Source organism: Catenulispora sp. GP43, assembly GCF_041260665.1.
GTDB lineage: Bacteria > Actinomycetota > Actinomycetes > Streptomycetales > Catenulisporaceae > Catenulispora.
The window spans coordinates 45283-61378 of the sequence record NZ_JBGCCT010000004.1; the positions used below are offsets into that span (position 1 = coordinate 45283).

The window sequence follows — 16096 nt, forward strand, 5'->3', positions numbered from 1 at the left end:
CTGAGCCCCTCGGTCTCTCCGCAAGGTGCGCCCAAGAACTGGCTACACGTTCCGTCAGCTCACGACGCTCGTGGAGCAACCGTCCTGATGACGTCCATGGCTTCGACAACGATCTCCGAGGCCGTAGAGCCCTCGGTCTGCGTCGCCTTGAAGAAGACCACGCCTGCCCTCCCTCTGAATCGAGAGCGCGAAACCGCCCCACTCCCGATCACAGCGCAGCAGACCAGCGCGGCGTCAGGAACAGCGGAAAGCAAGCGCGCGGCACCACTGCGAATCCGCTGACGGGTGCCACGGGACAAGGTCCCTTCGGGAAAGACACAGATACACTCCCCGGCTCGCAAGGTCTCCACTACAGCATCGAGGCCGGCTGAATCGCCTGTCCCCCGCTCGATCGGGAGCTGTCCGAGCCGATCAAGAAGCCTTCCCACAACGGCGATGACCAGAGCGTCCAGTGGGCTGTCATGGTTGGCAATGAGGACCACCGGGCCTGAGCGAGGGACGGCCTCCAGCCCCATAACGCCCAAGCGGCCCTACCCACGCACGAAGACACACCCCACGGCACGACAGACTCGATACGCGAAGGTCATCAGTGACTCCCTGAGACTAGGGGGCGACAAATTCCAGCCCTCCCCGGTGGAGTGCGTGCCATCTGAAACGCTGCCCAGAGCATCCGAGACAGATTCACCGAATAGCGTGCGTATATATCAAGACCGGAATCGAACGAGGCCCGCGGGGTCGGCCTCAGCGGTCTTCTGTTGACGTACGTCCAGGGATCAGTATTCGAAATGACAACCCATTTGAGGTACCGATAAACCTCTTGCTCCGACATCATGATCGACATCTCCGGCCAGTCCGTCCACCCCGAACGCACCGCAGACCAGCGCCGACCTCTGGAGCGCCAAGGCCGGCGACTGCCTCCACGGGCCCACCGGGGCGGTCACCAACGGGCAGTTCAGCGCCGCCGTGCGGCTCGTCCCCTGCTCGTCGCCGGGCGCGAACTTCACCGTCATCAAGCAGATAGCGTCCGATCTCGGCGGCGACTGCGGCGGCGGCCCCGTCGTCTACGACTTCACCCAGCACACCGGCGAACACGAGCTCTGCATCGAGCCGAAGCAGTAGGGACGAAGCAGAAGGGGCGAAGTGTCGCGCGGGGACGCGGCCCAGGCCTACTCTCCCTGCGCCTCCGCCTCCATCCACGCCTGGAAGTGAGCCTCGATCTCGATCTCCTCCGCCGACGGCTGGTACGCCTCGGGCTCCGCGACCCAACCCGCCGCCATGATGAGACCGGATCTGTGGTGCAGCGCGAGGAACCCGAAGGGGCGATCGAACTCGACGCGAACCTGCTTCACCGTCCTCGCGGGCACCGGTGGCCTTCCCCCGGCGGTCACGAGGACGGCGGTCACCGACGCCGCTTCGAATCCGTCGGCGGTGAACATCGCCGCAGCACTCTGTCTTGCCTGGGAGACGGCCAACGGCTCCGGGCTGATCGCGGGGAAGTGGCCGCGGCCGGTGTCCGTCACGGTCGCCAGCCCGAACACCTCGGGGCGGTCGAGGAGGTCGTGGTCGGCTCCGACCCGGAACCGCGGGGTCAGGACCAGGAGCCGGTCGTCCGTCGCGTCGTCGGGAACACGCTCCACGACCAGGCCGGGAGCCGTGTCGCCGATGCGCAGTTCCCCGCCCTTGCGGCCGTATCCGGTGCGGGCGAGCAGGCCCCCTTGAAGCACCTCCCGCGCCGGACGTCCCTCCTCACCGATCACCAGGTACACGGTCACACCGTCCGTACCGACGACCTCCAGGCACGTGACCTCGCCGTACCGTGTCGCCCCGACGCTGACGCGGTCCAGGATCCGGGTGACAACGGCGCAGCAGGCAATAGCGCTGGTCTTCCCACGGACCGGCGTCGCCCCTGATCGGCAGACCGACATCGGCGAACGGCCGGGCCCAGCGCGTCCGTACTGACATCGCCGCCGCCAGGAGCAGCTGCGTGTCCGGGGACACCGCGCCCGGCATCGTGTCGATGAGGCCGTCGGTGTGCTTCCCGGCCCAGTCGTCGAGCAGCGGGCCGTCCACAGCGGGTTCCCCGGTCAGCAGGCCGACCGTGCCGAGCGGCAGCCCGGCCGTCCACTGCGGATCGAGCGGGAACCGCTCCCCGACCCACAGGCCGAGCGCCGATCGAACGGACGTCATGCCGCGGAGCAGGCCCAGCACCTGGAGCGCCCCGGCCCGGCTGTCGGTGGCCGGCAGCCCGACCGCGTGTTCCAGTTCCCTGCGGCCGGGGCCTTCCGCGGCGCCGGCCAGCAGCGCGAGCAGCGGCCAGGTCGACGGGGCGCAGAACACTGACGACTCGTCCGAGCAGTTCCGGATCCAGCGTTGGGTCATCCGATTGACCGCGCGGGTCGGCTGGACGAGCCGCGAGCTGCCCATGTCAGGCTCCAGTGATAGGCGCTACCGTCGTCCGACATACTCCCATCCGGTTCCGCGCATGATCGAAGCGTTTTCCCGCCGCAGACGGCTCAGGACGGAGGGCATGCAGACCCCACTCGTGACCACCACCTTCGTCCTGGTCCACGGTGCCTGGCACCGCCCCTCGACCTTCGACCTGCTGCGTGCCGAACTCGACGCGCTCGGCCACCCCAGCACCACGGTGAACCTGCCCACCGCCGGCCCCGACCCGCACGGCGGCCTGGCCGAGGACGCATGGCGAGCAGCCACTCGCGGGGTGGCCCGCTCGACGTTCTATCTGCACTTCCGCGACAAGACCGCGCTGTTGCTGCAGCTCATCGAGAACCTCGCGGACGGCGCCTTCGACCTGATCGCCGGTGGACGGCCGCGACGGCTTCGTCGAGGCGGTGGTGCGCGACGTCGCCTACTACCGGCAGCGAGGTGACCGCCTACGACCCGACCGCGCGCGAGGTATGGAACGGCGCTACTGGACCAACAAGCGCTTGACGGCTTTCGCCGCGAAGCACCGGCCTCGGATCGCCCAGAGTCCGACGGCGCCCCACGCCCCGTCCGCCAGGACGATGCGGACACTTTGCGCCGCGTTCGGGTGCAGCCGGTACTTGTGCGGCTCGGCGCCGCGGAGCAGCGACATCTCCGGAAGTCCTCGTTCGGTGGTCCACGCCATCGCGGTACGGGTGATGGCGAGGAACACGTCTATGCGGGACCTCGTGCTCGGCAGGTAGCCGTAGAGGTACCTGCCGACCATGGACCTGCCGACGATGAGGAAGTCGGAGGCGACATGCTCCACTTCGAGCGTTTCCTTGTTCTTCAGCGAGAACTCCGCGAGCAGGGCCTGGAAGCCGCAGCTCTCACCGGCCTCGGTCGACGCCTGCAGAACAGTGGTGAGATGCCTCCTGAACCGCTCGGTCAGGTGCTCGGCGTTGACCGGACGATCGGCCCACTGGCGACGGTGCAGGTCGAGGAACCTGACCATCGCGTCCTCGGACTCGGCCACCGGCACCAGGCGGACCTCCACGCCGACCCGGTCGAGATCGCGCAGGCTCTTGCGCAGCCGCTGCCGGGTCTTGGCGGCGTCGATCGCCTCGACGTGCTGCTCCATCGGGATGCCGGGAAAGGACAGACACGTCTCGCTGGGGATCTCCGTCGACCCGCTCCCCCAGGCGTCGCGGACCCGGGCCAGGACACTGTCCGGGCGTACCTCGGGGAAGTCCAGCAGGTCGAAGCACAGCTCACTGCGGATCGCCGAGGTCAGGCGTTCGACGATCGCCGGCGCCTCCGGCACGCCGTCGCCGGAGTCGTCGAGGAGGACGTCGCAGAAGTCCGATTGGTCCACACCGACGGGGCGAAGCACCCGCCACAGCCGCAGCCTGGTGAGCACGAACGCTGCGGCGGCGACCAGGACACCCTGGTGCCGCACACCGACCACGCACAGCCGACCGCTCGCCGACCCGTACCACCGGCACCAGGACGAGAGCCAGATGCGGGACTGGAACGGAGTCGCCGCCGAGCAGCGCATGTAAAGCCGGTCCCAGTCCTCCCCGAGGGTGTCCAGGGCATCGGTTCCCCAGATGACCTCTGCGGTCCAGTCTGGTTCCCGTTTGGCCGACGCCGACACCACTCGTACCCCCAGTTCAGATGCTCGCCCCTCTGGGCGGCGGTTCATCCTAGGGGTGTGGCCGGTGATGTCGCGATAAAGGGGCGTAGTGATTTCGGTCTAGTCGAAAGGTATGAGGCGCCGACCGCCACCACCACCACGGGCAGTGTCGGGTCCGTCGGCTACGCCGCGGCGACGGGGATCTTCACCGTCACCGTCACCGCGGCGACCACCGAGGAGGCAGTCATCACCATCACGCCCTGACCCGGTGTCAGGGTTCTTTCACAGTGCGGTTCCTTCACAGCGCCTTGAGAATGTCCTCCACCCGGTCCTTCGCGTCGCCGAACAACATGGCGGAGTTCTCCCGGAAGAACAGCGGGTTCTGGACACCGGCATAGCCGGAGGCCATGGACCGCTTGAACACGACCACGTTCTCGGCCTCCCACACGGTCAGGACCGGCATCCCGGCGATCGGGCTGGCCGGGTCCTCCGAGGCGGCCGGGTTCACGGTGTCGTTGGCGCCTATCACCAGGACCACGTCCGTGGCGGCGAAGTCGTCGTTGACCTCGTCCATCTCCAGCACGATGTCGTACGGCACCTTGGCCTCGGCCAGCAGCACGTTCATGTGCCCCGGCAGGCGGCCGGCGACCGGGTGGATCCCGAACCGGACCTCGACGCCGTTGGCGCGCAGCTTGCGGGTGAGCTCGGCGACCCCGTGCTGCGCCTGCGCCACGGCCATGCCATAGCCGGGCGTGATGACCACGCTGCCGGCGTCGCGCAGCATCTCGGCGACGCCGTCGGCGGTGATCTCCCGGTGTTCGCCGTAGTCCCGGTCCTGCGCGGGGCCGGCCTCGATGCCGAAGCCGCCGGCGATGACGGAGATGAACGAGCGGTTCATCGCCTGGCACATGATGTAGGACAGGTACGCGCCGGAGGACCCGACCAGCGCGCCGGTCACGATCAGCAGGTCGTTGTCGAGCAGGAAGCCGGAGGCGGCCGCGGCCCAGCCGGAGTAGCTGTTCAGCATCGACACCACCACCGGCATGTCGCCGCCGCCGATCGAGGCGACCAGATGCCAGCCCAGGGCCAGCGCCAGCGCGGTCAGCACGGTCAGCACGACCGCGGACGGACGGGCGACGTAGACCACGGTGAGCACCGCGAACGCCGCCAGCGCACCGAGGTTGATCAGGTTCTTGCCCGGCAGCATCAGCGGACTGGACCCGATCCGGGCCGACAGCTTCAGGTTGGCCACGATCGAGCCGGTGAAGGTCACCGCCCCGATGAACACGCCGACGGCGACCTCGGCGGAGTGGATGCGCGCCAGCGACTGCAGGTCGTACGACGGATGCTCCAGATGGCCCGACCAGCCGACCGCGACCGCGGCCAGGCCGACGAACGAGTGCAGCAGCGCGATGAGCTCCGGCATGCCGGTCATCTCCACGATCCTGGCCCGCCACAAGCCGATCGCGGCGCCGACCGCGATCGCGCCGAAGAGCAGGACGACCGGCAGGACCTCGTCGGCGCCCTTCACCGCGAGCCAGACGGTGGCGGTCAGGGCCAGCGCCATGCCGACGATGCCGAAGCGCAGCCCGACCCGGGACGTCTCGTGCTTGGACAGTCCCGCGAGGGACAGGATGAACAACAGCGCGGCGACGATGTCCGCGGCGCCGACGACGGATACCACGGACATGTCAGTCGTCCCCCTTGCTGAACATGGCCAGCATGCGCCGGGTCACCGCGAAACCGCCGAAGATGTTGATGCTGGCCACCAGGACGGCCACGGCCGACAGCACGGTCACGGCCCGGTCGTGCGAACCGATCTGCACCAGCGCGCCGACCACGACGATCCCGGAGATCGCGTTGGTCACCGACATCAGCGGGGTGTGCAGCGCGTGCGCCACGTGGCCGATCACGTAGTAGCCGATGACGATCGCCAGCATCAGCGTCGAGAAGTGCGCCGGGATCGGCGCCGGTGCGGCGGCCAGCACCAGGAGGAAGGCCGCGAGGCCGCCGCCGAGCAGGCCCCACTTCACCGCCGGGCTGGTCGTCTTCTCCGCCTTCGCCACGGCCGGGGCGGGTGCGGCCGGCGTCCGGGCCGGGCTGGCGGACACCTGGACCGGTGGCGGCGGCCAGGTCGACTCACCCTGCCGGACCACCGTGATCGAGCGTTGCACGACGTCGTCGAAGTCCAGGACCAGCTCGCCGTCCTTGCCCGGCGTCATCAGCTTGAACAGGTTGACCAGGTTGGTGCCGTACAGCTGCGAGGCCTGCGCGGGCAGCCGCCCGGCGAGGTCGGTATAGCCGATGACGGTCACCCCGTTGGCGGTGACGACCGCCTGGTCCTTGACGGTGCCCTCGACGTTGCCGCCGTTGGCCGCGGCCATGTCGACGATCACCGAGCCCGGCTTCATCGAGGCCACCATCTCCGCGGTGATGATGCGCGGCGCCGGGCGGCCCGGGATCAGGGCCGTGGTGACGATGATGTCGACGTCCCGGCACTGGTCGGCGTAGAGCTGCGCCTCCAGGACCTTGTAGTCGGCGCCCATCTCCTTGGCGTAGCCGGTGGCCGACACCTCGACCTCGGGCGAGGTGATCGACAGGTATTCCCCGCCGAGCGACCTCACCTGGTCGGCCACCTCCGGACGCGGATCGGTGGCGCGCACGATCGCGCCCAGCGAGCCCGCCGCGCCGATCGCCGCCAGCCCCGCGACTCCGGCGCCCACCACGAGCACCTTCGCCGGCGGGACCTTGCCCGCGGCGGTGACCTGGCCGGTGAAGAACCGGCCGAACACGTGCGCCGCCTCCACGACCGCCCGGTAGCCGGCGATGTTGGCCATCGACGACAGCACGTCCAGGGACTGGGCCCGCGATATGCGCGGCACGGCGTCCATCGACAGGGCGGTGATCGGGCGCCGGCCCAGATCCTCGACCGTCTCCGGGTTCAGCGCCGGGGCCAGCAGCGCGATCACCGTCGCGCCGTCCTCGACCGCGTCGAGCTGGACCGCGGTCGGGGCGTTGACGCCGATGACGACGTCGGCGTGCACCACTGAGCCGACGGTCGCTCCCGCTTCGGCGTACGCGCTGTCGAAGAAGCCGGACTTCTCCCCCGCACCGGGCTCGACGATCACGTCGTATCCCAGCTTCAGCAGCTGGGCGGCGGTCGCGGGGGTGGCGGCGACCCGGGTCTCCCCGGCGCGCGCCTCTTTGAGCACCCCGATCAGCACGGCAGCTCCACCAAGGGCTTGCCGGCTTTGCCGATCGGGGATGGTGCGGTGGCGACGGTGACGGCTTCGAGCATCGTTACTCCTCCACGGGAAACGGGACGGACGTACGCGAGCTGACGATCAGGGCGACCCGTCAACTACTTTCCCCGACGACGTCCGCCTTCACGCAGCTGGGGGGTGTGTGAGATCGGTCATGTACCAGCGCATCTCAGGGTTCGTCCATACGCACCGGTACGCATAGCCCGGCGCGCCGCGAGTGCCGACCATGGATGACGGGGGGTCGCACAAGCGACCAACCAGTCCATACCGCCATGAATCCTTGGAGGAATCATGAACAACGTCCTGGGCCTGGCCGAGCTCGTGATCGACGACGACACCGAGCGCGGCCTGTTCGGCACCCCGTCGTTCAGCTGCGGCCAGACGAGCGCGGTCAGCGACCACTGCTGACCGACCATCTCCCCGAGGTGCCGGCCGGCCGCACGGCCGGCCGGCACCGCCGTGTGGGAGCCCGAATCCAAGGGATGTGTGGGGGAGAACGATGCGCAGGTTCGATGGGTATGTCAGCGCCGCGAAGGCGGATCCGCGGTTCTACGACGTCCTGGCGCGGCTGGCGACCGAGGACGACCTCGCCGCGCGGATGGCCGTGGGGATCGGCAGGAACGCCGAGGTCCACATCACGGACATCTGGGCGGTCGCGCGGTCCGGCCGGCTTCCGGAGCTGCCCGACCACGGATGGAAGATCCATGTCTCGGCGCGGGCCGACCAGGCGCCGGCGGCGCTGGACGCGGTGTGTGCCCACTTCCGGGACAAGCCCTTCAACTTCAAGTGCCTGCGGGACCTCCGCTTCGTCCGGATGAGCTCGGCCCGCTGGTGGGCCCCGGGACAGGTCGGCAAGGTCATCGCGATCTATCCGCGCTCCGCCGAGGAGTGCCGCGAGCTGCTCGCCGAGCTCGCACCGTCACTGAAGGACATCCGCGGCCCGTATGTGCTCACGGACCGCCGCTACGAAGGCTCCGAAGCGCTGTTCTACCGCTACGGCGAGTTCCGCGCGCTGGGCCGGCGCAGCCCCGACGGTGACCGGATCCCGATCGTCACCGGCCCGCACGGCCAGACCTGGCGCGACGAGCGCGCCCCGGTCTACCGCCGGCCGCCGTGGGTCGACGAACTGCTTCCGGAGGATGAGGCGGAGGCGGAACAGCAGTCTCATACGCTGCACGGCTACCGGGTTATCAGGCTTCTGCACTACTCCGGGACCGGCGGCGTCTACCTTGCCGAGCGGGTCAGCGACGGTCGCCAGGTGGTCCTGAAGGAGGCACGCGCCGAAACCGGCTTCAGCGAGACCGGAACCACCGCGCAGGACCGGCTCCGCCGCGAGTTCGACGCCCTGACCCGGCTCAAGGGCAGCGGTGTGGCGCCGGAGCCGATCGAGCTGTTCGAGGAGTGGGAGCACCTGTTCCTGGCCGAGGAGTTCATCGACGGCCTGGCCCTGATCAGCTTCATCGGGGCGAACCACCCGCTGACCCGCAACATCGACGACCCGGGCACCGTACGGCGCTACCGGTCGGTCATCGCCTCGACCGTGGCGGGCCTGCGCCGCGCGATCGAGGCCTGCCACGCCGTCGGCCTGACCTACGGCGACCTGTCGCTCACCAACATCATCGTCGACCCGCGGACCCATGACGTGCGCCTGATCGACTTCGAGTCCGTACGGCCGCTGGCGGAGGACCAGGAAGGCTATCCGCACACAGCGGGGTTCGCACCGGCCGACACCGCCGGCATCCGCGACGGCCGGATCATCGACGGCTACGGCATCGACGCGGCGGAGCTGGCGATGCTCATGCCCCGCCCCACCTACCGCGACCTGGACGCCGCGGCGTTGGCGCGGTCCGCGCAGTTCCTCGCCGAACGCCTCGGCCGCCCCGTCGGGGAGCTGCTCGACCGTCTGGGGATCGCCACCGACACCGCGCTGGACGAGCTGCCCGGCCCGGCCGAGCTCGCCGCGCGGGCCATGGACTTCGCCGCCGCGGTGGCGACCCCGGAGCGCGACGACCGGCTCTTCCCGGCCGATCCCGCGGCCACGGCGACGAATCCCTGGTCGGTCGCCTATGGCGCGGCCGGCGTCGTCAGGGCTCTACATCGCATCACCGGCGAGGTCCCCGAGCCGGTCCGGGACTGGATGCGCCGGTCGGGCCCGGCTTTGGCGAAGGTCCCGCCCGGGCTGTACACGGGCCGCGCCGGGGTGGCGTGGACGCTGCACGACATCGGCGAGACCGAGTGGGCCCGCGAGATCCTGGACTCGGCGCTGGCCGATGCCGCGGGCTGGCCGGAGATGCCGGCAGACATCCTGTCGGGCTGGGCCGGAATCGGGACGGCGTGCCTGGCGCTGGGCAGTGCGCCGGGCGGCGAGCGCTTCCTGGAGCACGCCGAACGCATCGGCCGCGACCTCGCCGCCTCGGGCCAGGACGACGGCCAGGGCCTGCACTGGCCGGTCGCCGGACGGACCTCCCGACCGGTCGGCTACGACCGGGGCTCGGCCGGTGTCGCCACGTTCCTGCTGTCCCTGTCCTGCCTGACCGGGGACAAGCGCCACCTGAGGATCGGCCGCCGCGCGCTCGATCACGACCTGGCCCAGGCCATCGAGCACGACGACGTGATGGTGTCGTTCCCACAGCGGGTCGGCGGCGGCACGTCCACCCCGTACTGGTCCGGGGGCGCCGCCGGCATGGGGACGGCGCTGGTGCGGTTCTGCCGCGTGACCGGCGATCCGCGGCTGCGCGCGCTGCTGGACCGGCTGATGCGGTCGCGGGTCGCCGGGATGAGCGTCAGCCCGGCGCTGTTCAACGGCATGGCGGGGATGGCGAACGCGGCTCTGGACTACGCCGAGCTGCTCGACGCGCCGGAGTACCGGCAGAACGCGACGCGCATCTGCGCGGCGATCCGCAGCCTGGCGAGTCTGCAACCGGAAGGAGTGGCGTTCCCCGGCGAGTCCCTGGTGCGGTTCAGCACCGACTACGCCACCGGCAGCGCGGGGATCGCGCTGGTCCTGGACCGCCTGGAGCGCACGCCCGGCGATTTCAACTTCACCGTCGACCACTTGCTGGACGGCCACCATGCTTGACCGTGCCCTGTCAGTGATCGTCTGCGGATCCAGCGCCGCGTTGTCGCTGCCGCACTACCTGTCCAGGATCCGGCGGCAGATCGGCGAGGAGCCGATCAGGGTCCTGGTGACGCACTCCGCCCAGCGGTTCGTCTCGCCGGACATCGTGAACTGGTATGCCGACGAGTGCTTCGCCGGCGAGGATCCCCGGCTGAATCCGACCGAGTTCGCGCTGCGTTCCCGGGGCGTGGTCGTGCTGCCGGCCACCGCCCACACGCTGGCCGCCGCGGCGGTGGGGCTGGCCGGCACGCCCGCGCAGACCGTGTTGCTGACGGCCGAGCCGCCGACGCTGTTCTTCCCCAGCATGAACCAGGTGATGTGGCGGCGGGGCACCACGCGCGAGCATGTGAGCGTGCTGCGCGCCGAGGGGCACGTGGTCGTCGATCCGCAGCCCGGGCAGGCGTACGAGATGTGGCAGCGGCGCATCGTGGAGAGCCTGATCATGCCGGGGCCGGACGAGGCCGCGGCGATCGTCGGCCGCTGGTGGGAGCAGCGTGATGGCTGACCGGGCGGCGCGGACGTTGTTCGGCGACACGACGTTCCGGAGGCTGTGGATCGGGGCCGGGCTCTCGGCGTTGGGATCGCAGTTCACCGCCTTGGCCGTCCCGCTGCTCGTCCTGCGCCAGACCGGCTCGCCGCGGCTCGCGGGGGTGGTCGCGACGTGCCGGTTCGTGGTCTTCTTCGCGGTGCAGCTGCCGTGCGGCGTCATCGCCGACCGGCTTGCGCGGCGGGCGGTACTGCTGACCGCCGACGCCGTCCGGGCGGTGGCGCTGGCGGTGATGACCGGGGCCGCTCTCAAGCGGCCGGGGGACATCGTTCTGTGGCTGATCATCTGCCTCACCGCCGAGGGCGTGTTCAGCGCGGCGGCCAACGTGGCGGCGATGGCGGCGATGCCGGAAGTCGTGCCGGAACCGCGCCGGGCCACGGCGTTGGCGCTGGGACAGATGCAGGGTGCTGCGGTCCAGCTGGCCGGACCGCTGCTGGGCGGCCTGCTGTTCGCCGCCGGCCCCGCCGTGCCCTTCGCCGTCGACGCCGCGAGCTATCTGGCCAGCCTGGCGCTGCTGCTACTGGTCCGCCGGCCGCTCGGCGGTGGCGGGAAGGACGAGGACTTCACGCTGCGCGGGGATCTCGTGGTCGGGCTCGCCTTCGTCCGCCGCTCGCGCTATCTCATGATCCTGATGCTGTGGTCGGCGCTGATGAACTTCGGCACGGCCGGCCTCGGCTTCGTCGTGGTGGTGGCGGTGGGCGGCGAGCACCACGGACGGCTGCTGGGTCCGGCCCTGGCGCTGGCGGCGCTGGGCAGCATGGCCGGGGCCGCGCTCGCGCCCCGGTTCGGGGAGGTGGACGAGGACCGGATCATCAGAAGCGTCACCGCGGGGATCGTGCTGCTCACGCTCGGCGCCACGGCCGCTGCCGAACCGGTCGTCGTCGCGGCCTGCTTCGCCGGCGTCGCGCTCCTGGGACCGATCGTGGTGATCCCGAAGAACGTCCGGGTCTACACGCTCGTGCCGGCTGAGCTGACCGGCCGGGTGCAAGGAGCGCTGTTCCTCATCGGCGGAAGCCTCTATCCGTTCGCGGCGCTGGTCAACGGATTCCTCGTCGAGCGCTACTCGACGCGCGCCGCGCTGGGACTGGACTGCGCGGTGCTGTCCGTCGTGCTGGCTCTCAGCATGGCGCCGGCCTTCCGCCGCACGACCGCGCTGGCCGAGGCGCACCCGGCAGCTCCTGATCTGTCGGCTGTTCCGCTGAGTGGAACACATGACGCGCATATCGGACGCGGGTGAATATTCTCTGCGCATCGGCCTGACCGCCCACGGCAGGCGCTGGACATCGGGGGAGGAAGAACGATGTCGGCTTCGGAGCTGTCGCGCGGCGAACTTGCGAAGGTCCTGGACCTGGCGGTGTTCCTGCTGGAGACCGCGGACCGGGTCGAGCCGGTCCAGTCGATGCGGTCCCATCTGGCCGAGCACTTCTGCTTGGAACCCGGCGCCATCGTCCTGAGCCGGGACGCGATATGGGACCAGATCTCGTGCCCGGACAGCGAATGCCGGCACGACGGCGTCTGGCCGCTGCTGGACCGCCATCCGCTGGTGGCGCACTACGCACGGACCCGGGATGAGCGCATCCTCGCCCCCAGCGGCACCGCCCGGTCCGACCTGGCCTGGTCGCCGAGCTGGGACGAACTCGTGCGGGAGGCCATCGGGTGCGAGACATACCTGTCGATGCCGCTCCCGGCCCCGGCGGGTCAGTCCCACTTCTACATCCTCGGGACATCCCGCCGCGGGTTCCCCTGGCACCGATCCCTCCTGGCGACCCTGAAGCCGTTGACGGCGGCCGCGGTGAAGAAGTCGCTCAGCACCCACCGCGCGGGTTCGGAACCTCTGAACCCTGATTCGCCGACGGGCGGGAAAATCAGCATCCTGACCCAACGCGAGCACCGCGTCCTCGAACTCCTGGCGCAGTCCCTGACCGTGGACGCGATGGCCCACCGCCTGGAGTGTTCCAAGCGCACAGTGCACAAACACCTGCAGAACATCTACCGCAAGCTCGGGACGGTGGACCGATTGCAGACGGTGCTGGCGGCTCAGGAACTGGGCCTGGTCGGCATTCCGGCTGCTCCTGGCGGCTCATCCGCCGACATGGATGTGCGCAGCCCAGAGGCTGGGCCGGCCCGGGTTGCGTGATCGCAGGGCTTTCACCGCCGAGTGCACCGCTGTCGGACTCAGTCTTGGATCGATGCGGCGATCGCCTCCGCCGGGGTCCGATGCCATCGCGGCATAGAGTTCGCGCACCATCCTGACCGCGATCAGGTCGTTCACCGGCCACCAGGATCCGACGACGTTGCGGAATCCGGCGACGTGCATGGCGGTGGCCAGGGTGAGTCCCTCGTCGAGCGTCTGCAGGGCCGAGGTCAGGCTCAATGCCGTGTTGCACGCGGACAGGTAGGCGAGTTCGGCGTGCGGGAGGTCGAGGCGCGCGAGTTCGCGCACGGTCAGGGTCTGTGACGGCCCGAGCCGGAAGCCGGAGCCGTGGGGATCCGTACGGTCCCACTCGCCGTGACAGGCGAGGTGCGCCACCCGGCATCGGGCAAGGCGCTCGACCACATGTTGCGAGGGCAGGTCCGCCTCGGTCAGCACGACGCCTCGGCTGCCTTGGGGCACGTAGTCTTCCAGGATCGCGCGCTCTCGTGGCAGTCCGGGCAGGGAGGGGTCGTCCGGTGCGATGACGACGACGTCCGGATCCTGTCCGGCGTCCTCGGCTGCGTCCTCGACGGGTCGGCGGCCCCGGTTGACCAAGCCGCGCAGCGTCGCCGCGTAGGACGGGACGACCCGGTCCAGCACCGAGTCGGACCACCGTTCGGCCTCCGGATCCCACCGTCCTGCGGCGTGCAGTGGCAGCAGGGCGGTGAGCCCGCACGGGATCCACCACATCCGGGGCAGGGGTCCCCGCTCGTCCGGCGGCGAAGGGCCGTCGAAGCCGAGGGCGTCGAGCACGGGACGCGCCACGGTCTCCCAGATCCGGCCGAGAACATCGACGACGGCGGACTCTCCCTTGATACGAGGCTCACCGGGGTTCTCGCCGAGGGCTACGCCGAGCCCCTTGTACAAAGCGCTCGCGGCATCGACGACCCAGTCCCGGTCCATCTCCAGCGGAACGACGACCAGACGCTTTCGGTGCACGGCGACGCAGTGGCCCCGGTGCTCACTCACGACGATGTAGGCCACCGTGCGGTCGCCGGCGTCCGCCAGGAGATCCTTGATCGACGGCAGCCGGTGGAAATCCGGAATCAGCATACGGATGCGCGCGAGCGTCTCGCGCCAGACGGCGGGGTCCACCGCCGCGTCCCCGTCGCTCAGGCGCCGCTCGTAGATCTGCCAGAGCACGGGGTCGAGCGCGCGCAACGCGGCGTCGTCACCGGTCCCCAACGACTGCTCGGCGAGCACGCCGCGCGCCTGTTCGAGCAGCTCGACGGTCTTGCGCGCCCGCTCGGGCCCGGACGTCATCAGCGCGCAGTCGGCCGCCGCGTCGGGCAGGCCGAAGACCATGGCCATCACCTCGAGCCGGTCGCCTGGCCGCAGGCGGGGCACGGCGACCTCGGCCAGGAGCGCCACCGCCGCCTGAAAGCCTTCCAGCGCCCGGTCCCACTCCCCCAGCCTGGCCAGCGAACGCCCCCAGGCGTAGGCGGCCCTGAGGCGGTGCAGCAGCCTTCCGCGGAGGACCTCGGAGGCGGAGCGGTACGCGAGAGCGGCGTTCTCCAGATCCGACGCGTCGCCCACCGCCTCGTATCGCCGCAGGTATGCGTGGGCCAGATGGCCGAACTGGACGGCCGCATCAGGATCCTGCGGATCCATCGAGTCGCGGATCCGTTCGAAGAGGGTGACCGCACGGTCCACGGCGACCCGGTCGCCGGTGACCTGGTGGATGGCGCTGAATGTCAGAGCCCTGTCGGAGGCGAGCCGGCGCCGGGAGACGAGGTCCCGGTCCACGGCGATCAGATCCCGGTAGATGCGCGCGCTGCGCACCAGCATGCGGGCGTCGTGGTCGGCCAGCCCCGCCTGGTAGAGCGACGACGCGTAGTTGTTGCGGATCGAGGCCTCACCCGGGACCCGGCTCGACGGCTGGTCCGCCGTCACGTTCTCGCGGCCGATGGCGAGTGCGTCGTCGAGATCGGCCCGGTCGTGGTTGCGGGCGTAGCGGGTGTTCAGCGCGGCCATGAGGCCGGAGCGGAACATGCGAACCTCGGCCTCCTCGCGCGAGGGCGAGGACACGGACGGATGCAGGCGCTCGAAGGATGCGATCGCCTCGCGGCGCCACATGATGGAATCGTCCAGGTCGGCGCTGTTGCCGACCCACTCGTAGCGCTCCGCCAGCATGACGCCGAGCTTGTGGAGGGCCAGCGGGTGCCGCCAGTCGTCGGCGGGGATCTCGGGGGCGACGCGTCGGCCGATCTCGATCGCGGCGTTGAGGTGGCGCTCGTCGCCGTCGCGCGAGCCCAGGCGGTGCCAGGCCCCGGCGAGGTCCAGCAGACGGAACGGCCGGAACGCCGAGTCGGCGGGTTCCAGACGGACGGCCGCGCGCGCGGCGGTGACCAGCAGGTGCAGATCCCGCAGGTCCCCGCCGACGGCGAAGCGCAGCGTCAGCGCCGATTGGAGCGCGCTGAGCAGGTCGCCCACCAGCGGATCCTCGCGACGCAGCGACACCAGGGCGGACCGCACGGCGCCCACCATCGACTCGATGGTGGTCCGGGGATCCCCTTCCAGCAGGGGATGGCCGGTGATGTCGCGCACCGACCCCTCCGGCCCGAGGATCCCCTTGATGCTCACGCTGACGGCGGCCACCAGCTGACCCCGGCGCGGATGGGTCTCGGGCAGATAGCCGATCAGCCTGCTGAGGAGGCACAGGAGCTCGGAGTATCCATTCCCGCCCGCGGCGACGCATTCCGGCATCGCCCGGCCGACGGCTGCCAGAGCACTGATGTGCTCGGCCTCGGACTCCGCGGCCGGCACCACACCGGTCGTGTCCTCGATGAGCGCCCCGAAGGTACTCCATGCCTGTTCAAGGAACTGTCCGGTTTGGCCGTCCGCAACCTCATCCACATCCACGGTCCGTTCCGTATGCGATACTTCCCGTGACCAAGCTAGCCCAGTCCGGCCGGCT

At 70.2% G+C, this 16096-nt stretch carries 14 protein-coding genes; 7 read left to right on the forward strand and 7 right to left on the reverse strand.

Translation table 11 applies throughout. From position 1 onward, the window contains the following. Positions 1-59: 59 nt before the first annotated feature. Positions 60-515: a lysophospholipid acyltransferase family protein gene (locus tag ABH926_RS10505; protein ID WP_370365238.1), complete on the reverse strand. Its 456-nt coding sequence runs from the start codon at positions 513-515 to the stop codon at positions 60-62. Positions 516-963: 448 nt separating this feature from the next. Here ABH926_RS10505 and ABH926_RS10510 point away from each other — a divergent pair, with 448 nt between their 5' ends. Continuing rightward, entirely contained in the window at positions 964-1119 is a 156-nt protein-coding gene (locus tag ABH926_RS10510) for a hypothetical protein (RefSeq protein ID WP_370365239.1), read from the forward strand. 47 nt (positions 1120-1166) lie between these two features. On the opposite strand, the gene ABH926_RS10515 is transcribed toward ABH926_RS10510, so the two are convergent. Continuing rightward, positions 1167-1766: a serpin family protein gene (locus tag ABH926_RS10515; RefSeq protein WP_370365240.1), complete on the reverse strand. Its 600-nt coding sequence runs from the start codon at positions 1764-1766 to the stop codon at positions 1167-1169. Beyond that, positions 1747-2424, reverse strand: coding sequence for a serpin family protein (locus ABH926_RS10520; RefSeq protein WP_370365241.1), 678 nt, complete (start codon positions 2422-2424; stop codon positions 1747-1749). The genes ABH926_RS10515 and ABH926_RS10520 overlap by 20 nt, the downstream gene beginning before the upstream one ends. 103 nt (positions 2425-2527) lie before the next feature. Here ABH926_RS10520 and ABH926_RS10525 point away from each other — a divergent pair, with 103 nt between their 5' ends. After that, a complete protein-coding gene (locus ABH926_RS10525; protein WP_370365242.1) occupies positions 2528-2887 on the forward strand; it encodes a hypothetical protein in 360 nt (119 codons plus the stop codon). A 39-nt stretch (positions 2888-2926) separates the two neighbouring features. Here ABH926_RS10525 and ABH926_RS10530 read toward each other — a convergent pair whose 3' ends face one another. Then, complete coding sequence (locus ABH926_RS10530) at positions 2927-4081, reverse strand: GNAT family N-acetyltransferase (protein WP_370365243.1); 1155 nt, start codon at positions 4079-4081, stop codon at positions 2927-2929. Between the two features lie 54 nt (positions 4082-4135). Between ABH926_RS10530 and ABH926_RS10535 the strand changes: the two genes are divergently transcribed. Beyond that, entirely contained in the window at positions 4136-4321 is a 186-nt protein-coding gene (locus ABH926_RS10535; RefSeq protein ID WP_370365244.1) for a hypothetical protein, read from the forward strand. A gap of 34 nt (positions 4322-4355) precedes the next feature. Here the strand turns inward: ABH926_RS10535 and pntB are convergent, their stop codons facing one another. Next, positions 4356-5747, reverse strand: coding sequence for a Re/Si-specific NAD(P)(+) transhydrogenase subunit beta (pntB, locus tag ABH926_RS10540; RefSeq protein ID WP_370365245.1), 1392 nt, complete (start codon positions 5745-5747; stop codon positions 4356-4358). Position 5748: 1 nt separating this feature from the next. Beyond that, positions 5749-7281, reverse strand: coding sequence for a Re/Si-specific NAD(P)(+) transhydrogenase subunit alpha (locus tag ABH926_RS10545; protein WP_370365246.1), 1533 nt, complete (start codon positions 7279-7281; stop codon positions 5749-5751). A 538-nt stretch (positions 7282-7819) separates the two neighbouring features. On the opposite strand from ABH926_RS10545, the gene lanKC reads away from it, so the two are divergent. The 4 genes from lanKC (at position 7820) to ABH926_RS10565 (ending at position 13122) form a co-directional block, all read left to right on the forward strand. After that, positions 7820-10399: a class III lanthionine synthetase LanKC gene (gene lanKC / locus ABH926_RS10550; protein ID WP_370365247.1), complete on the forward strand. Its 2580-nt coding sequence runs from the start codon at positions 7820-7822 to the stop codon at positions 10397-10399. Then, positions 10392-10943: a flavoprotein gene (locus tag ABH926_RS10555; RefSeq protein ID WP_370365248.1), complete on the forward strand. Its 552-nt coding sequence runs from the start codon at positions 10392-10394 to the stop codon at positions 10941-10943. Before lanKC ends, ABH926_RS10555 begins: the two co-directional genes overlap by 8 nt. Beyond that, the gene (locus tag ABH926_RS10560) at positions 10936-12222 is read left to right on the forward strand and encodes an MFS transporter (protein WP_370365249.1); all 1287 of its coding nucleotides are present in this window, start codon (positions 10936-10938) and stop codon (positions 12220-12222) included. The genes ABH926_RS10555 and ABH926_RS10560 overlap by 8 nt, the downstream gene beginning before the upstream one ends. A gap of 63 nt (positions 12223-12285) precedes the next feature. Further along, positions 12286-13122: a response regulator transcription factor gene (locus tag ABH926_RS10565; RefSeq protein ID WP_370365250.1), complete on the forward strand. Its 837-nt coding sequence runs from the start codon at positions 12286-12288 to the stop codon at positions 13120-13122. Here ABH926_RS10565 and ABH926_RS10570 read toward each other — a convergent pair. After that, positions 13066-16041: a CHAT domain-containing protein gene (locus ABH926_RS10570; RefSeq protein WP_370365251.1), complete on the reverse strand. Its 2976-nt coding sequence runs from the start codon at positions 16039-16041 to the stop codon at positions 13066-13068. The genes ABH926_RS10565 and ABH926_RS10570 overlap by 57 nt on opposite strands. Between the last annotated feature and the right edge of the window lie 55 nt (positions 16042-16096).

What these genes read in the sequence shown, in the direction of transcription:
- pntB (WP_370365245.1), bottom strand. Translation starts at nt 5,747, where the DNA reads ATGTCCGTGGTATCCGTCGTCGGCGCCGCGGACATCGTCGCCGCGCTG.
- ABH926_RS10560 (WP_370365249.1), top strand. Translation starts at nt 10,936, where the DNA reads ATGGCTGACCGGGCGGCGCGGACGTTGTTCGGCGACACGACGTTCCGG.
- ABH926_RS10520 (WP_370365241.1), bottom strand. Translation starts at nt 2,424, where the DNA reads ATGGGCAGCTCGCGGCTCGTCCAGCCGACCCGCGCGGTCAATCGGATG.
- ABH926_RS10565 (WP_370365250.1), top strand. Translation starts at nt 12,286, where the DNA reads ATGTCGGCTTCGGAGCTGTCGCGCGGCGAACTTGCGAAGGTCCTGGAC.
- lanKC (WP_370365247.1), top strand. Translation starts at nt 7,820, where the DNA reads ATGCGCAGGTTCGATGGGTATGTCAGCGCCGCGAAGGCGGATCCGCGG.
- ABH926_RS10505 (WP_370365238.1), bottom strand. Translation starts at nt 515, where the DNA reads ATGGGGCTGGAGGCCGTCCCTCGCTCAGGCCCGGTGGTCCTCATTGCC.
- ABH926_RS10525 (WP_370365242.1), top strand. Translation starts at nt 2,528, where the DNA reads ATGCAGACCCCACTCGTGACCACCACCTTCGTCCTGGTCCACGGTGCC.
- ABH926_RS10555 (WP_370365248.1), top strand. Translation starts at nt 10,392, where the DNA reads ATGCTTGACCGTGCCCTGTCAGTGATCGTCTGCGGATCCAGCGCCGCG.